Annotated in this window: 16 protein-coding genes; 11 read left to right on the forward strand and 5 right to left on the reverse strand. The window is 63.7% G+C overall.

Going from position 1 to position 17,933, the window contains the following annotated elements:
* Positions 1-18: 18 nt before the first annotated feature.
* Both KTJ77_RS04490 and KTJ77_RS04495 read left to right on the forward strand, forming a co-directional pair.
* Positions 19-1,275 (forward strand): CDP-glycerol glycerophosphotransferase family protein, encoded by a 1,257-nt coding sequence (locus KTJ77_RS04490; RefSeq protein WP_217337285.1) that lies wholly within the window; start codon positions 19-21, stop codon positions 1,273-1,275.
* Entirely contained in the window at positions 1,272-2,699 is a 1,428-nt protein-coding gene (locus tag KTJ77_RS04495) for a CDP-glycerol glycerophosphotransferase family protein (protein ID WP_217337286.1), read from the forward strand. Before KTJ77_RS04490 ends, KTJ77_RS04495 begins: the two co-directional genes overlap by 4 nt.
* Before the next feature lie 29 nt (positions 2,700-2,728).
* Here the strand turns inward: KTJ77_RS04495 and KTJ77_RS04500 are convergent, their stop codons facing one another.
* On the reverse strand, positions 2,729-3,757 hold the full coding sequence (locus tag KTJ77_RS04500) for a glycosyltransferase family 2 protein (RefSeq protein WP_217338333.1): 1,029 nt from the start codon (positions 3,755-3,757) through the stop codon (positions 2,729-2,731).
* A 115-nt stretch (positions 3,758-3,872) separates the two neighbouring features.
* Here KTJ77_RS04500 and KTJ77_RS04505 point away from each other — a divergent pair, with 115 nt between their 5' ends.
* Complete coding sequence (locus KTJ77_RS04505) at positions 3,873-5,156, forward strand: CDP-glycerol glycerophosphotransferase family protein (protein WP_217337287.1); 1,284 nt, start codon at positions 3,873-3,875, stop codon at positions 5,154-5,156.
* On the opposite strand, the gene KTJ77_RS04510 is transcribed toward KTJ77_RS04505, so the two are convergent.
* Both KTJ77_RS04510 and KTJ77_RS04515 read right to left on the reverse strand, forming a co-directional pair.
* Positions 5,153-6,118: a hypothetical protein gene (locus KTJ77_RS04510; protein WP_217337288.1), complete on the reverse strand. Its 966-nt coding sequence runs from the start codon at positions 6,116-6,118 to the stop codon at positions 5,153-5,155. The genes KTJ77_RS04505 and KTJ77_RS04510 overlap by 4 nt on opposite strands.
* A 21-nt stretch (positions 6,119-6,139) precedes the next feature.
* Positions 6,140-6,832 (reverse strand): phosphocholine cytidylyltransferase family protein, encoded by a 693-nt coding sequence (locus tag KTJ77_RS04515; RefSeq protein WP_217337289.1) that lies wholly within the window; start codon positions 6,830-6,832, stop codon positions 6,140-6,142.
* A gap of 345 nt (positions 6,833-7,177) precedes the next feature.
* Here KTJ77_RS04515 and KTJ77_RS04520 point away from each other — a divergent pair, with 345 nt between their 5' ends.
* From KTJ77_RS04520 to KTJ77_RS04530, 3 genes are read left to right on the forward strand one after another with little or no spacing between them, the layout of a single operon-like run.
* Positions 7,178-8,605, forward strand: a complete 1,428-nt coding sequence (locus KTJ77_RS04520; protein ID WP_367948829.1) for an ATP-binding cassette domain-containing protein — start codon at positions 7,178-7,180, stop codon at positions 8,603-8,605.
* Entirely contained in the window at positions 8,581-10,137 is a 1,557-nt protein-coding gene (locus tag KTJ77_RS04525) for a hypothetical protein (RefSeq protein WP_217337291.1), read from the forward strand. The genes KTJ77_RS04520 and KTJ77_RS04525 overlap by 25 nt, the downstream gene beginning before the upstream one ends.
* Before the next feature lie 38 nt (positions 10,138-10,175).
* Positions 10,176-10,439: a DUF3039 domain-containing protein gene (locus KTJ77_RS04530; protein ID WP_217337292.1), complete on the forward strand. Its 264-nt coding sequence runs from the start codon at positions 10,176-10,178 to the stop codon at positions 10,437-10,439.
* Positions 10,440-10,502: 63 nt separating this feature from the next.
* Here KTJ77_RS04530 and KTJ77_RS04535 read toward each other — a convergent pair whose 3' ends face one another.
* Positions 10,503-11,831 carry a nicotinate phosphoribosyltransferase gene (locus tag KTJ77_RS04535; protein ID WP_217337293.1) on the reverse strand — a complete coding sequence of 443 codons (1,329 nt, stop codon included), beginning with the start codon at positions 11,829-11,831 and terminating at the stop codon, positions 10,503-10,505.
* Positions 11,832-11,903: 72 nt separating this feature from the next.
* Between KTJ77_RS04535 and murI the strand changes: the two genes are divergently transcribed.
* The 5 genes from murI to KTJ77_RS04560 all read left to right on the forward strand — a co-directional run bounded on the left by murI (position 11,904) and on the right by KTJ77_RS04560 (position 15,484).
* Positions 11,904-12,746 (forward strand): glutamate racemase, encoded by an 843-nt coding sequence (murI, locus tag KTJ77_RS04540; protein ID WP_217337294.1) that lies wholly within the window; start codon positions 11,904-11,906, stop codon positions 12,744-12,746.
* Positions 12,739-13,470 carry a ribonuclease PH gene (gene rph, locus KTJ77_RS04545; protein WP_217337295.1) on the forward strand — a complete coding sequence of 244 codons (732 nt, stop codon included), beginning with the start codon at positions 12,739-12,741 and terminating at the stop codon, positions 13,468-13,470. Before murI ends, rph begins: the two co-directional genes overlap by 8 nt.
* Positions 13,467-14,066 (forward strand): RdgB/HAM1 family non-canonical purine NTP pyrophosphatase, encoded by a 600-nt coding sequence (gene rdgB, locus KTJ77_RS04550; RefSeq protein ID WP_217337296.1) that lies wholly within the window; start codon positions 13,467-13,469, stop codon positions 14,064-14,066. The genes rph and rdgB overlap by 4 nt, the downstream gene beginning before the upstream one ends.
* 151 nt (positions 14,067-14,217) lie before the next feature.
* Positions 14,218-15,135 carry a cation diffusion facilitator family transporter gene (locus tag KTJ77_RS04555; protein ID WP_217337297.1) on the forward strand — a complete coding sequence of 306 codons (918 nt, stop codon included), beginning with the start codon at positions 14,218-14,220 and terminating at the stop codon, positions 15,133-15,135.
* A gap of 52 nt (positions 15,136-15,187) precedes the next feature.
* Positions 15,188-15,484 (forward strand): hypothetical protein, encoded by a 297-nt coding sequence (locus KTJ77_RS04560; RefSeq protein WP_217337298.1) that lies wholly within the window; start codon positions 15,188-15,190, stop codon positions 15,482-15,484.
* Between the two features lie 27 nt (positions 15,485-15,511).
* On the opposite strand, the gene KTJ77_RS04565 is transcribed toward KTJ77_RS04560, so the two are convergent.
* A complete protein-coding gene (locus KTJ77_RS04565; RefSeq protein WP_217337299.1) occupies positions 15,512-17,914 on the reverse strand; it encodes an ATP-dependent DNA ligase in 2,403 nt (800 codons plus the stop codon).
* Positions 17,915-17,933: the final 19 nt, after the last annotated feature.

Consider the following 17,933-nt stretch of genomic DNA (forward strand, 5'->3'; position numbering starts at 1 on the left):
CCGCGATAGGCTCGCGGGGTGGCACCATTCTCGTTTGGCGCAGGAAACGTCGCCAAGCTCCTGCGGATTCCGCTATATGCGCTCGGGCGGGTAGCGACGCTCGCGATCCCGCGTGGGCAGCGGTGGGTCTTCGGATGCGGTGCAGGCATCGGCGATGGCGCCCTCGCGCTGTGGAACCGGGCCAAGGAGGATAACGTCGACGCCGTCTGGCTTGTCGACAGCAACCGGGATGCGGACGACGCCAAAGCGCGTGGCATTCCCACCGCTCGGAAAAACTCGTGGCGTGGTTTCTGGCTCACCGCGCGTGCCCGCGTGCTGGTCGTGACACACGGCCTCGGCGATGTGAACAGGTATGCCAACGGCGGCGCATTCATCGTGCAGCTCTGGCATGGCATCCCGCTTAAGCGCATCGGGCTGGACTCACCCGAAACAGTCAAACTTCCCTTCGGTAGCGGTTCGAGACTGTTGCGCGCACTGATGGCCAGGCTCTACCGTGGCACCACGTCGCAAATCTCCGTAATCCCGGCGGCCTCCCATCTCATTCGTGGCCGTCTCGAATCCGCATTCGGGCTTGTGGATGAGCGCGTCATCGTGACAGGTGAACCCCGAGTTGACCCGCTCAGCGCCGATGACGCCGTCACTCGTGCCGAGCGCGCTCGCGGCATTCTTCACGAACGTGTGGGTGAGCTTCCGGCCACGGTGTTGCTCTATGCGCCGACCTGGCGAGACGGCACCGATGACGTCGCGATTCCGACTGCCGCTGACTGGCGTGAGATCGTGGCTGTGCTTGAGCGCCATGATGCCGTGCTCTTGGTCCGCTCGCATCCGCTTGGGGCCGGGCGTTACGCGCTCCCGCCAGATGTTGCCTCGGAACGTGTTCACATGCTGGGCTCTGACGTGCTCCGCGACGTCACACCCGCGCTGCCGGCAGTGACGGCACTCATCACCGACTACTCGTCGATGCTCTTCGACGTTGGGCTCACCCCCTCGGCCGTTGTCTTTCTCGCGCCCGACGTTGAGGCCTACGCGCGCACCCGCGGCTTCTATGGTTCCTATCGCGATGTCGCAGGCGACGACTACGCCACAACGTGGAGTGCGGCCACCGCGCAGATCGATGAGCTCCTCTCCGACCCCGACACTCTTGCGGTGCGGCGCGAACGTGCCGCAAAACTTTCTGCGCGTGTTCATGACTTCCGCGACGGAAACAACACGCAACGTGTGTACCGTGAGATTCAACGGCGATTGACGCTCTCGCCCCGGAAAGGCACGTTATGACCTCGATTCTCGTTCGCGATACGAGTCTCGTTATTTCCGGCATCCCGACGCCGCACGCGCATGCTGAGCTGGTGGGCGCGCGTGCGCGGGTACAGGCGGCCTCGGCGAGTGACTCCGGAACCACGGAGCTGGTATTCGCGTTGACGCAGTCTCGCTGGGGTGGTTCCGTTCTTCCGCTTCCTACGGGGGAGTACCGCATCACAACCGACGCTGACCTTGCCGGTCTTACGCTGACCGACACGGCAATGGATGGCATGCGAGTGCGCGTTGCCGAGGGCATCGTCACGATTTCGGCACCGATCGACCCGGTGTACCAGTCGCCTGAGGGGCAGGGCGCACTCGAGCGTCGGTATACGGCGGCGGGCGAGCCCCTCGAAAACGCCGTGTTCTTCGAGAGTTTCTACGGCCGAAACGCCAGCTGTAACCCGCTCGCGCTCGATCGCGAGATCGCCAACCGACTGCCGGAAGTCACGCGCTATTGGAGTGTTGTTGACCGGTCGGTCGATGTGCCTGACGGCGCTATCGCCGTTGTCGAAGGCTCACCGGAGTGGTGGCGGGCACGTGGTGCATCGCGTCTGCTCATCGTTAACGACTGGCTGCGTCGCGCGTTCGCGCGTCGCCCTGGCCAGAAGGTGTTGCAGACGTGGCACGGCACACCGCTCAAGCGTCTCGCGTTGCACCGGCCAGGATTCGACCCGCGCCGTATGGTGGCGGTGATTCGTGAATCGCGTCGCTGGGACGGACTGCTCGCCCAGAACGCGTACGCTTCCCGAATTTTGAAAGCGGCGTACCGGTTCCGTGGCGCGCTGTGGACAGAGGGCTATCCTCGCAATGACGTGCTTATCTCTGGCGATGCACACGCTGTTCGCACCACGCTCGGGATCGCTCCTGGCGAGCGGGTGCTGTTGTATGCGCCGACATGGCGTGATGACCGCACCGAAATGGTCGATTTTCTCGATCTCAACGAACTTGCCCGCGCGGCCGACGCGGTGGTGCTGGTGCGCGGTCACTCGCGTACGCTCCTGCCTGGGCGCGATACCGAGGGCCCGCGCGTGATCGACGTGACGTCGTTCCCTGATACCTCGCGGCTGATTCTCGCCGCCGACGAACTCATCACGGACTACTCATCCGTGATGTTCGATTTCTCCGTGACGGGTAAGCCAATGTCGTTCCTGGTGCCCGATATTGAGCACTACCGCGGGGCGTTGCGAGGTTTCTACTTCGACCTGATTGCGCATGCTCCCGGGCCGGTCGTATCGAACCAGGCGGACCTGCATATGGCGCTCGCTAATCCGCAACGTGCGGAGCTGTTCGGGCAGCGATACACCGCGTGGCAGCACCGCTTCAACAGTCGCGACGACGGTCGGGCAGCTGAACGCGTGGTGGCGCGCCTGATTGATCAGAACTGGCTCGACGCGTCATAACAGCCCGCGCCTCTCCCGCACCCTGCGGGTTACGGCAACGGGGTGTTTCTGCCGTCCAAGCGTGAGGTGTCGACGGTTTCGCCTGCACCTCGAATCGTGCCGGCAAGGAAACCCGCGCCCCAGGACACGTGCATCGTGGGCACGACAGCCATGGTCCACAGTTTGTCTGCCAGCGTGCTGCCGCCACCCTTTGTCGTGAGCGCCATCCCGATGATGAGCACGGCGTATAGCGCGAGTGGCAGATAGACGAGTGAAGCGATGAGCGAGATGACTCCGCTCAGCACGCCGGTCAGCTGAAGAGCGCCGACAATTGCCGCAACGAAGAGCAACAGGAGAAGTGCGGGCGGGGCAAAGAAACGGATCGAATTGCGGCGGCCAAAACGGCGCACAAGTTCGGCACGCCACGTGCCGGTGGCGAAGAACTGTCGGGCAAGGCGCGTCCAGCTTTCGCGCGGCCAATAGGTGACGGACAGTTGCGGATCAAACCACACCGTGTAGCCCGCCTGCCGGAGGCGCAGGTTCAGCTCCCAGTCTTCACCACGGCGAATTGACTCATCGAAGAGTCCGACGCGCTCGATCGCCTCACGCCTCATGACGCCAAGGTACGCGGATTCTGCCTCACCCTCGGGGCCGCCGCTGTGATAGGCGCCGCCGCCCAAGCCGAGGGGGGAGTTGTAGGCGCGCGCCACTGCACGCTGGAAGGGCTTGCGGCCCTCGGCATGCATGATGCCGCCAACATTGGCAGCGCCCGTGCGGGCGAGGGTTTCAACGGCGCGCTTGGTGTAGCCGGGGGCAAGTTCGGAGTGCGCATCAACCCGCACGATCGTCGGGTACATGGACGCTCGAATGGCGGCGTTCAGCCCTTTCGGGATATCCGCCTCCGGGTTGTTCACCAACTGCACCCGCGCATCACGATCCGCTATCTTTCTCGCGATCTCGTTGGTTCCGTCGCTCGATGGCCCGAGTGCCAGGATGAGCTCCGTCGGACCATCAACATCCTGCTCAAGCGCTGATATCACGGCGTTTTCGAGGTAGTCCGCCTCGTTCAGGACGGGCATGACAAAAGTGACACCACGCTCGGGCGCGAGTTTCGGGTCGTGGGCGGGGGTGTCATCAGACTGCACCACTCGATCATGCCATGTTGAACCTGGGCGGCCTCGGTATTCTAGAGGGGTGAGTATTGTTTCTGACGCGAAAAAAGCAACTGCCCTGCTGCGTAAAGCGCTCACATCCCGCCAGGCGGTACAGAGCGTGCGACGCACGCTCGCGGCGCGTCCCAAGCCGGAACCCAAGCACTATCGCATTGGCGTGTATTTCGCCGACGGTGCCGTCAACATGTACCAAATGCGGCAGTGGTACAAGCCGCTCCAAGAGCTCGCAAAGACGCACCCCGTTGTCGTTCTCTCACGCACCGCGACAGGCGCCCGTGAACTTCTCGCTGACGACGCGCTCCCGGTTGTCTTCGTGCCGACCGTGAAAGACCTTGAGCGTTTTGTCGCATCGCAAGATCTCAAGATCGTGCTGTACGTCAACCAAAACACTCGCAACTTTCAGATGTTCCGTTATGGGCGTCGCTGGCACGTGTTCATCAACCACGGCGAGTCCGACAAGATGTACATGACCACGAACCAGTACAAGGCGTACGACTACGCGTTTATCGCGGGCCAGGCCGCTCGCGAACGCCTGAGCCGCGTGCTGTGGAACTACGACCTCGACGGCCGCACGCGTGAGATCGGGCGCCCGCAGGCCGATCACTACTCCGGAACCCTGCCGTATACGCCGGATCACCGTAAGGTCGTGCTCTACGCGCCGACGTGGGAGGGCGACCGCCCGGCTGCACACTACGGTTCCGTCCACTCGCACGGCGAGAAGATCGTCAACGCGCTTCTCGCAACCGGCGAACACCGTGTGATTTACCGTCCGCATCCGCGCTCCGGCGTGGTTTATCCGGCGTACGGTGAGGCGAATAAGCGCATCATCGCGGCGATCGCGGCCGCAAATGCGGCTGACCCGACGGCCAAGCACGTGTACGACAATAAGCCAGAACTCGGCTGGCAGCTGGCGGCCGCAGATGTCGCGATCGTCGACATTTCAGCGATGGTTTATGACCGTCTCGCTGCCGGGCGGCCGTTGTTTGTCACCCGTCCGCGCGATGAAAAGGCAGCGATCGACGAATCGGGCTATCTGTCCGATTGCGAGTGGCTAACCGTCGATAGTGCACCAGACATCGTCGCCGAGGTTGATCGGGTACTGAACGACCCGACTTCAACCGCACGCCTCGGACTCTGGGTCACCCACTACTTCGGAGACACGAGCCCCGGAGCGGCGACGGCAGCCTTCCACGGCGCGATCGAGGAACTCATGCAGACGTGGCAGGAATGCCATGATGAGCATCTGCGGGCGTCGGAAGAAGACGAGTCGGAAGACGACCCGGAAGCCGCAGAAGACGACGACTAGCGATCAGCGGAGGCGTCGTCCTGTACGTCTGTTGAAGCGTGCGTAGCCTCACTCGTTTCGACCTTCTTGCGCCCGACTCGAGAACGCACGCGTTGCGCGGTGGATTGCGCGGATCCAGTCACAGCGCTGGCAACGCGCGCGGCAGATTGTGCGGTGCGCACGACGATCGCCGACGCGTGGCTTTCGATTTTCCGTGCGCCGGGGCGCGGCGTGAGGGCATCGGGGATTGTCGAAGGGGGAACGCCGAAGGCCTTGCGTGCGCCGGTGATGACCCGGCGTCCGAGAACAAAGTTGCCACCGGCGCCAACCGCGGCACCAATACCAAAAGGCAACGCTTTACCGACAATGGACGCACTTCCGTGCGTGGCCAGACGGTGCAGGAACGCCGACTTTAGACGATCGACCGTCGGGCCAATGGCAGCCTGGGGGAGTGACTTTGTGAGCAGCTCGCCCCAAAATTCACCACGAGATGCTCCGCCGCCTCCTGCCTGCTTGGACAATTGCTTGAGGAGCGCGGTTCCTTCTGAGCCGAGGATGAGCGTCAGCACGAGCGCGCGGGCACGCTCCGGATCAGTCACCGGAATGTCGTGGAGCTCTGCGATTGACTGCGCGTACAGCGTCGTCGACTCCAGGAACCCCAGCGTTTCTGCACCCGACAGCGCGAGCGTCACCCCGGTTCCGATCACCGGAACCACTGCCGTCGCGCCAACGGCCGCACCGCCACTTGTCACCGCGGCCAGGTAGCGGCGCTCCAGGATCGTCGCGATCTCGGCGGCGCTGGCCGCCGGATAGCGCAACCGAATGCTGCGCAGGTGCGCGAGCACGACGGGTCGCTGCAGAAACAGCACTTTGTCGAGCATGCGCACAGGAAGCGGATGCTCGTCGGAACCCACGGGAGGCAGACCGCCATGCCAGGGCGCGTCTGAAGGCAACGAGTGGATCTTGTGAACGCGATCAGCCACTAGTAGCGGGCCGATCGACGATCAAACGTAAAGGTTCGCGCGTTCCAGGTCTTCGGCAAAGTCAACCTCAACCGCGTACAGGTCGGAGATGTCGAGCGGCTGAATGCGGATGCCATCTTCGGCAATTGCGAGCTCAAGGCCGCGCTCAAAGTAGTCCTGGTCATCGACGCGCTGCAACTGGCGCATGAATGCCTTCTTGTCAGCAGCCGAGACGTAGTTGATACCGACAGCTTCGCCGATACCGCCCACAACAACCTTGGACAGCTCGTTGATGTAGCCCTCGGCTGTGACGGTGTACTTGACCTCTTCGTCGCTCACCTTGGCGGTGTTGACGGTCACGAACGAACGCTCAGCTTCGATGAGTGCGATGGCGCGGCCAAGCACGCGGGGGTCAAAGACGACGTCGCCGTTCATCCACAGCACGCCCGACTTGCCGGTTGCGGCAAGTGCACGCAGCAGGCTCTTCGAAGTGTTGGTCTGGTCGTAACGCTCGTTGTGAACGTAGGAAACGTGGGGGAAAGCTTCGACGATGGTTTCGGCGCGGTAGCCGACGACGGTCGTGATGTGTGCGTCGCTACCAAAGGCGGCACGAATATTGTCGTGCTGCTGCTGCATGATGCTGCGGCCGTCGTTGAGCTCGGTCAGCGGCTTCGGAAGGGAACGCCCGAGGCGCGAGCCCATGCCTGCTGCGAGGATAACGGTTTGAAGAGTCACTGCGAATGCTCCTTGGTGAGGATGTACTTGCCGGAGATTTCCGGCTCGACACACCTTCGTGCCTGTTACAGATTAGCGAAGCCTCGGTAAACAAACCTGAAAATTGCCGTTGACGTTGTGGAACCGTAACACCTGAGCGTCCGCTGGGAGCGCGGAATTCCGGGGGGTTGCGCTCGAACTCTCTCCGCCTCCTTGGTAGGTTGGTACGGGTACGGCCGCGCTCGGGACAGCGGCTCACCCAAGGGCAGGGGGAAGACGATGAGCCACGGGGACGCCAGCGTGCCGCCGCATAAACCAACGACTGAGAAGCCGGCCGATTCGCCATCGCTCACGAAGAAGCCGGCAGTGAAAAAGCCTGCCGCTACAGCGAAGAAGTCTGCCGCGAGTACAGCGAAGCCTGCCGCCGGTGCGAAAAAGCCCGCGGCGGCTGCGAAGAAGCCGGCGACCGGCGCTACCAAGAAGCCTGCGACCGGCGCTACAAAGAAGCCTGCGACCGGCGCTACAAAGAAGCCTGCGGGTAGCACCGCAGCTAAGCGCACGACGAAGACCCGAGCGAAGACTGCCGGGCAGAAGGCATCGACCCCCACAGTGGCACCAACTGCGCCGGAACGCCTCGCGACCGCTGCACAGAACGCGCAGGTAGCCGCCGACCTTGTGACCGTGCCTGCGATCGACCACAGCCCTGACCTGACGCTCGGGGGCGTCGACGCTCCCGTCGAACTCCCCGTCGTAGACGAGGCCCCCAACGCCGATGACGTCGCCGCAGCTCCGACGGCTGAAGACGATGCCACCGTCGATGAGGTTCCTGCGGCCGAAGACGTTCCTGCACCCGACGATGCCGCTGCGACCCACGAAGTGTCATCCGGTGACGATTCGCTGCCGGTGATCGTCAGTGAACAGACGACAGAAGGCGTCGCGGAAACAGACGTGCCTGCAGAGGCCGAGCAGTCCCAGCAGGCGGCGGTGATGGTTCCGGTAGCCGACGCTGTGGCGACAGTGCCGAAGCAGCCTGAAAAGATTGCGCTGCAGGTGTCGTCTCTCACGAAGTCGTTCGGAGGACAGCGCGTTGTCGATGCAATCGACCTCACCGTCCCCGCTGGCACGTTTTACGGCATTGTGGGCCCGAACGGTGCCGGTAAGACGACCACCCTGTCGATGATCGCCGGACTCTTGAAGGCTGACGATGGCGCCATCACGGTGGACGGGATCGACGCGCGCCGCGACCCGCGGGCAGCACGTCGACTCATTGGCGTCCTTCCTGACCGCCTCCGCACATTTGACCGCCTCACCGGCAAACAATTGCTGTCGTATTTCGGCGCGCTCCGTGGACTCCCGAGCCGTACGATCGATCAACGCGTCGCCGACCTCGCCCGTGCTTTTGACCTGACAGAAGCACTTGGCCGCGTGGTCTCTGACTACTCGGCTGGCATGACGAAGAAGGTCATGATGGCGGGCGCATTGATTCATAGCCCGCGCTTGCTGATTCTTGATGAGCCTTTTGAATCCGTCGACCCGGTCTCATCGGCTGTCATCCTGGACATTTTGACGGCGTACGTCAACAACGGCGGCACGGTGATCCTGTCGAGCCATGGCATGGACCTGGTGGAACGCGTCTGCTCGCGTCTTGCGGTGATTGTTGCCGGTCAGGTGTTGGCTGAGGGAACCATTGAAGACGTGCGTGGCGGTGTCACGCTGGAGCAGCGCTTCGTCGAGTTGTCAGGCGGCGTGAGCGATGCGGAGGGCCTGGAGTGGTTGCACACGTACTCCGCCTGAGGCTTGCGCTCCTCTTCGGAGGGCTACGTGGTTCCCGCCGCGAGCTCATGCGGCTCGTGCTGGTGACGATCGCGATGCTTGTGCTCGCGGGCGCGGCAATCGTTGGGTTGCTCGCCGTGCGCGGCGAGGCCCTTTCTTCTGCACTCATCGTCGTGGGCGGAAGCGTCCTGCTGGGGGCCGCATCATTGGCGCCTGCAATGGGCGGAATTGAAGATCAGCTCGACCCCCGCAAGTTTGCGGTCTTCGGTTCTTCTGCAGGTGCTGTTGCGTGGTCCACGATGCTGGCGTCCGTGATCAGCATTCCGATCGCTATTCTGATTGCTCTTGCCGTCGTCGTCGCAGGCAACGCGATGGCTGCTGGTGCGCCTGGCGCGGTCGCGATTATCTTCACGATCGCCGGAGTGGTGACCTTTCTCTTCATGGCCCGCACCAGCATGTTGCTTGGCACTCTGTGGCGTGCGCATCGTTCACGTGAGGTGACGCGCACGTTCGTCGTTGTCGCCCTGATTCTCGTGGTTCCGGTCGCGATCTTCCTGGCATCGCTGGAATGGGGCCACGGTGTGCCGCCGGCATTCGCGCAGGTCGCTGACATCGCCAGTGTGACCCCGTTCGGAGCCGTCTGGGCGGTGCCATTTGCGGTGGCCTCCGGGCATCCGCTGACACTCTGGTACATCCTGATTGCCGTCGCAACGCTCGTCGTATGCGCGTACGTGTGGGATGTGGCTGTCAGTGCCGTCATGCACACCGTTGATAAGCCTTCGAGCGTGCGCGAACGCGCTGGCATGGGCTGGTTCTCCGTCTTTCCCCGCACCGCTGCCGGGGCTATCGCCGCACGCAGCATGGTCTACTGGTTCCGCGACCGACGTTACGTCGCCAACCTTGTTGTGGTTCCGATCGCCGCCATTGCGGCATCGTTGCCTTTGCTGATCGCCGGTGTTCCGCTTGGCGTTGTCTTGCTTCTTCCGGTGCCGATCATGGCGCTGTTCTTCGGGTGGATTCCACACAACGATGTCGCCTACGACTCGACGGCGGTGTGGATGCACGTCGTTTCCGGCGTGCGAGGAATTGCCGACCGCTCAGGGCGGCTCGTACCGATCATCGTGGTTGCGGTGCCGATTCTGGCCATCGCGATTCCGTTGGCGATCGCATCGTACGGGCGCTGGGCGTTTGCGCCCGCTCTCGTCGGCGTCTCCGCCAACCTTTTCCTCGCGGGGCTCGGCCTGTCGTCGATCTCAAGTGTCATTGCTCCTTACGGTGTTTCGCGACCGGGTGACAGCCCCTTCCAACAGCCCCAGCGTGCGGGCTCGGGTGTCGGCTCGCAGGCGCTGGTGCTGCTCGGAACAATTGCTGCCAGCATCCCGAGCATCATGCTGGCATTCGAGGCGCTGACCGGCGACATCGATAAGGCGAACACGGCGATGTGGGTCGGTCTTGGCCTCGGCGCGCTCGTGTTCGGGCTCGGCCTTTTGATTGGTGCCGTGCTTTTCGACCGCCGTGGCATGTTGCTGATGGAGTTCGCGGAAGCGAACTGAGCGCGCCGAGCGGTTCCGCACGGTTTAGAATCGACTGCATGAGCACGCCCTTAGATTCCCCCGACACCGGTGGCACCGCGCTTCTTGACCGCGAGCTCGAAGAGCTGCTGAAAGAAGAGACGATCGAACCGGGCGATCACGAACGGTTCTCGCACTACGTGCAGAAAGAGAAGATTCTGGAATCGGCGATCACCGGCAAGCCGGTGCGAGCGCTGTGCGGCAAGAAGTGGACACCGGGTCGTGACCCGGAGAAGTTCCCGATTTGCCCGCAGTGCAAAGAGATCTATGAATCCTTGCTGTAAGCAGGCAAACGCAAGAGGGTGGTTCCACGGCGGAACCACCCTCTTGCGTTTGTGCTGTCGCGTTTAGTCTTCTGCGTCGCGGTAGACGGTCGGAATAGCCGGGTCGCTCTTGCTGAGCGCGAGGCCGCGAACGGGAAGCTCTTCGCGCACGCGGGCGTGGTGCGCGCGGGCCAGTTCGACACCTTCAACGCCTTCGTACTGTGCGTCGAAGTCTCCGCCCTCGGCGAATGTCACCTGGAGGGCGCGGGCATCAGGCACATCGGCCGCTGTGGCAACCTTTTCGAAGCCGTCCGAGACGATGACGAGTTCGCTCGTCGCCTTGCCGAACTCCAGCGTGCGAAAAGCTGCCTTACGGCCGCCCTTGGACGCCTTGTCGAGTGAGGCCTTCGCAACGCCGACCCAGCCGCCGTCCGCGCCCTGGCGCGCGACGAGCTTGTAAACCATGCTGGCGGTGGGGTAGCCGGAACCGGTAACAACGGACGTGCCGACGCCGTAGGCATCGACGGGGGAGGCGGCGAGGGATGCGATCGCGTACTCATCGAGGTCGCTCGTCACCGTGATCTTCGTGTTGGTGGCTCCGAGGCTGTCCAGCTGCTCACGGGTTGCCTGCGCGACGGTGGGGAGGTCACCTGAGTCAAGGCGTACGCCGCCGAGCTCAGTGCCAGCAACGCGAATCGCGGTCTCCACGCCCTTCGCAATGTCATACGTGTCGACGAGCAGCGTGGTGTCGACGCCGCTACTGGCGATCTGTGAGCGGAATGCATCTTCTTCGCTGTCGTGCAGGAGCGTCCATGCGTGTGCGGCGGTGCCCATCGTGGGAATACCCCAGCGGCGCTGCGCTTCGAGGTTGCTCGTTGCGCCGAAGCCGACGATGTATGCGGCACGGGCGGCGGCGACCGCGGCCTCCTCCTGCGCGCGGCGTGCGCCCATTTCGGCGAGGGGTCGGTCGCCTGCGGCGATAGACATGCGGGCGGCGGCGGTGGCGACGGCGGAATCGTGATTCAGCACGCTGAGCGCGATCGTCTCCAAGATCACGGCCTCAGCGAACGTGCTCTCGATCGTGAGGATCGGGGAACCGGGGAAGTACAGCTCGCCCTCGCGGTAGCCGCTGATGCGCCCGGTGAAGCGGTAGTTCTCCAGGTATTTGATGGTTGCGTCACTGACGACCCTGTGGTCTTTCATCAGGCGCAGCTCTTCGTCATCGAAGCGGAAGTTGCGAAGCAGTGAGATCAGGCGCCCGGTGCCTGCGACGACGCCGAAGCGGCGGCCACCGGAGAGGCGACGCGAGAACAGCTCGAAAACGCATGACCGCTGGGCGGTTCCGTCTTGCAAAGCTCCGTCGAGCATGGTGTATTCGTAGCGGTCTGTGTACAGCGCAGTCGATGCGGTCATGACGAAAACTCTACCGATATCCGGGCCCGCCCCGCGGTTCCACATCGCAAAGCGGCGTAGGCTGGAGCCATCATGAATGACGCGCCGATCGGAATCTTCGACTCTGGGGTGGGCGGTCTCACGGTGGCGCGTGCCGTCGGTGACCAGCTTCCCGGCGAATCCCTCATCTACATCGGAGACACCGCACGCACGCCGTACGGGCCGAAGCCGATCGCCGACGTGCGACGGTACTCGCTGGAGATTCTTGATTCTTTGGTCGACCAGGGCGTGAAAATGCTGGTGATTGCCTGCAACACGGCCTCAGCCGCCGTGCTGGCCGACGCCCGTGAACGCTACGACGTTCCGGTTATCGAAGTGATTGGCCCCGCGGTGCGGACCGCGATGTCAACGACCCGCAACGGCCGGATCGGTGTGATCGGAACGGCCGGAACCATCTCCTCTGGCGTCTACCAAGACATGCTGGGTGTCAACGCGAACCTCACGATTCACGCGCAGGCCTGCCCGCGGTTTGTGGAGTTTGTCGAGGCGGGGATCACGCATTCGCCCGAGCTTCTCGCCGTGGCTGAGGAGTACCTCGCACCGCTTCGTCACGCCGACATCGACACGCTCGTGTTGGGGTGCACGCACTACCCGTTTCTGAAGGGTGCGATCAGCTACGTGATGGGGCCGAACGTGTCGCTCGTTTCCAGCGACGTGGAGACGGCAAATGACGTGTATCGCCAGCTCGTGTCGCGTGATCTGCTCGCCAGCACCGAAGCGGTTCCGTCCCGCTCGTACGAGGCAACCGGAACCTCAGCCGAAGACTTTCTCGCCCTCGCGCGGCGACTCATGGGCCCGGGCGTCAACGACGTCAAGCTCGTGCAGACCGGCGCGATTTCTACCGTTACCACCGACCCGAAAGCTTCTCATGTCTGACATCGTCCGCGCCGATGGGCGTGCCACTGACCAGCTGCGCGAAATCACGATCGAACGTGGCTGGAGCGCTCACGCCGAAGGCTCTGCTCTGATCAGCTTCGGCGGCACCAAGGTGCTGTGCACTGCATCGTTCACGAACGGCGTGCCGCGCTGGCTCGTTGGCAAGGGCAAGGGCTGGGTCACGGCCGAGTATGCGATGCTGCCGCGCGCCACGAACAGCCGCAACGACCGCGAGGCTGTTAAAGGCAAGATTGGCGGCCGCACGCACGAGATTTCGCGTCTCATCGGTCGCGCCCTGCGTGCCGTCATCGACACAAAGGCGCTCGGCGAGAACACGATCGTTATTGACTGCGATGTGCTGCAGGCGGATGGCGGAACCCGGACTGCGGCCATCACCGGGGCATACGTTGCGCTGGCTGACGCCATTGAGTGGGGCCGCGAAAAGGGCTTCATTGGCAAGAAGTCGACGGTGCTTTTTGACTCGGTGGCAGCCGTGTCTGTCGGCATCATCGACGGCGAGCCGATGCTTGACCTCGCGTACGTCGAAGATGTGCGCGCCGAGACCGACATGAACGTTGTCGTCACCGGCCGCGGCCTGTTCGTTGAGGTGCAGGGCACGGCGGAGGGCGCTCCGTTCGATAAGAGCGAGCTTGACCGTCTCCTTGACCTCGGCGTCGCCGGCTGTGCGACGCTGCGTGAAAAGCAGCTCGAGACGCTGGCATGAGCCGCGTCGTTCTCGCCACCCACAACCCGCACAAGGTTGTCGAGTTCGCGGCGATCGTGAACACGCACCGGCCCGACCTTGAGGTTGTCGGCTACGACGGCCCCGAGCCGGTCGAAGACGGTGTCACGTTTGCCGAGAACGCTCTGATTAAGGCGCGCGCGGCGGCAGCACACACGGGGCTTGCCGCCTTTGCTGACGACTCCGGCATCAGTGTTGACGTGCTGGGTGGTGCTCCGGGAATCTTCTCGGCGTACTGGGCCGGCCACGCGAAAGACGCGGTTGCGAACCGTCGCCTGCTGCTGGATCAGCTCTCTGACGTTGTGAAACCGGAGCAGCGTCGGGCGCAGTTCCGCTCGACGATCGCGCTCGTGTTGCCTTCTGGTGAAGAGTTCACGGTTGAAGGCGTCTGGCATGGCGCTCTGGCAACCGAAGAGCGCGGCGAGAACGGCTTTGGGTATGACCCGGTCTTCGTTCCCGACGTTGACGGTCGGCCCGGAACCCTGTCGGCAGCGGAGATTTCCGCTGAAGAGAAGAACGCGCAGTCGCACCGCGCCCGCGCTTTCGTCAACCTGGTTCCGCTTCTCGAACGCATCTAATTTGTGACGTTACGGAACCCGCGCACTCCGGTGTGCGGGTTCCGTCGTCTTTGGGGTGCGGACGGAGAACCAGGGCGCTATTGAGAATCGCAATCATTCCCGACTAGGCCGAAGTGGCGCCCAGGCTCCCAGAACATGCCACGCTGGAGGCATGCACGACCACGCCCCTGCCGGAATCCGCGGCGCCAGCAACAAGAAGCTGTTGGCGCTGTCGCTATCGATCACCGCGACCATCATGGTCGTGCAGATTGTGGGCGCGATTCTGTCGGGGTCGCTCGCGTTGCTCGCCGACGCTGCGCACATGTTTGCCGACACGAGTGCGTTGATCATTGCGTTGATCGCCAGCATCGTCGCGCAGCGCCCGGCCGATGACCGGCGCACGTTCGGTTATCAGCGTGCTGAAGTGGTGGGCGCGCTGATCAACGGCGTGCTACTGTCGGCGCTGGCGATCTGGGTGGGTGTTGAGGGCATTCGCCGTCTGATCGAGCCCGGTGAGGCCGAAGTGTCAGGCACCCTGATGCTGATCGTTGCCGCGGTTGGTGCCGTCGCCAATGGGGTGTCGATGTGGCTGTTGTCGCGCGCACAGCGTGGTTCCATCAACGTGCGCGGCGCGTACCTCGAAGTCATGGGCGACCTGATTGGTTCCGTCGGCGTCATCGTTGCGGCCATCATTATCGTGACAACGGGCTTCATGCCTGCCGACGCGATTGCTTCGCTTTTCATCGCCGTGATGATCGTGCCCCGCGCTTTCATGCTGTTGCGGGAAGTGATGGCGGTGTTGTTTGAGAGCGCGCCGAAGGGCATGAGTGCGACGCAAATTCGCGAGCACCTCCTCACGTATGACGGCGTGCGCGCGGTGCACGACGTGCACATTTGGCAGCTCACGCGCGGCGCTCCCGTGTTTACCGCGCACGTTGTTGTTGACGCTGAGCTCATCGAGCGCGGTGAATCCGCCGACCTTCTCGGCCGCCTGCAGACGTGCCTCGCCGACCACTTCGACGTCGAGCACTCTACGTTCCAGCTCGAACCCGCTGGCCACGACGAAGACGCCGACACGATTCATCACTAGCGCCACGCGCGAGGGGTTGCCGTCGCCGACGGCTATTTGGCATCATTCAGCAATGAGCGACGCCGCCAAGCCTCCCCGTAACCTTCGCCCCTGGTTCGCGCTGGGTGCCGTCATCGCGGCGGTCGTCGCGGGTGTGTTCGGCTTCATCGGTGACGGTGTCGAGAGCGAAGCATCCGGATTCGCTGGCTGGATCATCACCTACGCCCACACCCTCGTCTGGGTTCTCCTGGCACTGGCGCTCACGGTCGCGGCGATTCACAAGAAGTGGAGCCGCGCGGCCGGCACCATCGCGGTCACCGCGGCCGTTGTCTACGGCATCTTTCTCGTCACGCTCTTCACTAACGGCTAAACGCCGAGGCGATTGACGCCTCGGCGTTTACGTTTCGCGGGTGATGTCGGCGGGGTCCCGGTCGTCACGGAGGCCGCGCCAGCGGGCGTGGCGGAGATGAGCGCTCGGGCTCCACTCGGCAAACTCGACTTCGGCGACGCGTTCGGGTCGAAGCCAAATCGCATCGGACGCGTCGGCGGGCGGAACATCGACGAACGGATTCTCGTCGGTCACGAGGGGCGCGAGGGTGTCGATGAGACGCTTCAACTGACGCTCGGTGAGGCCGGTGCCAACGCGCCCCGCATAGTGCAGCCCCTCGGGTGTCTGCACACCCACCAGAAGCGACCCGATGGTTCCGGAGCGCGCTCCCTTGCCCGGGCGTAGCCCGCCCACGACGACATCCTGGGTCAGCGTGAGCTTCAGTTTCAGCCAGTCTTCGGTGCGTTGGCCCGGTCGGTAGATCGATCGCGGATCTTTCACCATCACGCCCTCAAGCGCCATGTCGCGAGCGGTCGCGAGGGCCGCGGCAAGATCGCTGAAGACGGGCGGAACCTGCACACTGTCGCCGGAACCCGTGGCGAGCGCTTCGAGGTGCGCCCGCCGCTCGCGCAGGGGAGCGGTGGTGAGATCGCCCTCGTCGGCCAGCGCGTCAAACAGAAGATACTGCACCGGAGTGCGGCGCTGTTCGCGCGCGATATCGGTGGCCGACGTCAGGTGCATGCGGTTTTGCAGGAGCGAAAAGCTGGGCCGATTGTTCTCATCGAGCGCGACAATCTCACCGTCAACGATCGCGGTGGGGGAGGCGAAGACGATCGCGCCGCGGGCGGTCAGCTCGGGATAGCGATCGGTGATGTCGGTGCCACTGCGGGCGTAGAGCCGCAGGCGATCGTTTTGCCAAATGCCTAGCGCGCGCACGCCATCCCACTTGAATTCGACCCATGGTTCCGCTTTGCTCCGGCGCACGAGCGCGGCAGCCAACCCTTCGGTGCCCGCAGTCGCGAGCATCGGGCGGGGTGCCGTGACCGGTGCATCGGCATCGACCCGGCGCTTCGACACCGGCGCGGTGGAAGGTTGCGGCGTGCCGTCGGCCATCGTTTTCGCGCGATGGCACAGCCACGTGGATTTCGGCCCGCTGCCGTTCGTGCGCACCAGCACAATGCGCGACGTCTGCGCCGGCCCATCATGATCAGAGTGCAGGGTGACGATCACCTCATCATCGCGCCACTTTTCGGTTTCGTAGGTGCCTGAGTCCCAAATCCACATCCGCCCGGCGCCGTACTGGCCGCGCGGAATGGTTCCTTCAAACTCGGCATATTCGATCGGGTGATCTTCGGTCTGAATCGCGAGCACGTTCGTCGCCGCGTCATGCGGAAGACCCTTCGGTACCGCCCAACTCGTCAGAACGCCGTGGCGCTCCAGACGGAGATCCCAGTGCAACCGCGTCGCATGATGCTCATGAATCACGAAGCGCGTGCCGATAGCGGGGCCGTCGACGGAACCATCGGGCAGCGGCTCGGGGGTCTGCCCCCGATTGCGCATGGAGAGGTAGGCGGCGAGGCGATGCGGCGGCGGGTCAAGGGTCGCGAGTGGGTCGGGCTGGCTGAGCCGTTCCAGCACCTCATCGAGCGTGAGTTGCGCGAGGCCGGGCGCGGCGATCTCATCCCACGTGCGGGGAGCAGCGACGTAGGGCAGGAGTGTGCCGCGCAGGGAATATGGCGCGATGGTGGTCTTGGAGGCGCTGTTCTGGCTCCAATCAAGAAACACCTTGCCGTCGCGGCTCGCCTTGGCCATCGTGCTGACCACGAGGTCGCGGTGGTCAGCCTCGATCGCCTGAGCGAGTGCGTGCGCGAGCGCAGAAATCTCGTCACTCGTCTGGCTACCGGTGAGCGGCGCGTAGAGATGAAGGCCCTTGGAACCACTGGTAACGGGAAAGAGTTCGAGTCCCATGCCGCCGAGAATGTCGCGGGCGAGCCCCGCAACGAAGGCACATTCGGCAAGCCCTGTGCCAGGGCCGGGATCCAGGTCAAGCACGAGACGGTCGGGGTTGCCGCGCGAGCCATCGGGCGCGAACCGCCACTGCGGAACGTGAAACTCGAGGCTCGCCATTTGGGCCAGTGCGATGAGAGTTGCCCGGTCTTGCACGAGCGGGTAGGCCTTCTCGCCGCCGGAGTGGTCAATCCCGCGCGTCGTAATCCACGATGGTGCTCCTGCCTCGAGCTGCTTGGTGAAGAACGGCTCTTCGGGGGCGGCGATGGTTCCGACTCCGTTAACCCAGCGCTTGCGCGTGACGGGGCGGCCAGTCACGTGCGGCACCAGGCGATCGGCAATCAACGAGTAGTAGTTGAGAACCTCGCCCTTCGTGGTTCCGGATTCCGGGTAAAGCACCTTGTCGAGGTTCGTGAGACGCACACGGCGACCGTCGACTCTGACGGTCTGCTCTGCCTGGCCCACACCATGAGGGTAGCCCTGG

It is taken from the genome of Microbacterium sp. NC79, assembly GCF_019061125.1.
Taxonomy (GTDB): Bacteria; Actinomycetota; Actinomycetes; order Actinomycetales; family Microbacteriaceae; genus Microbacterium.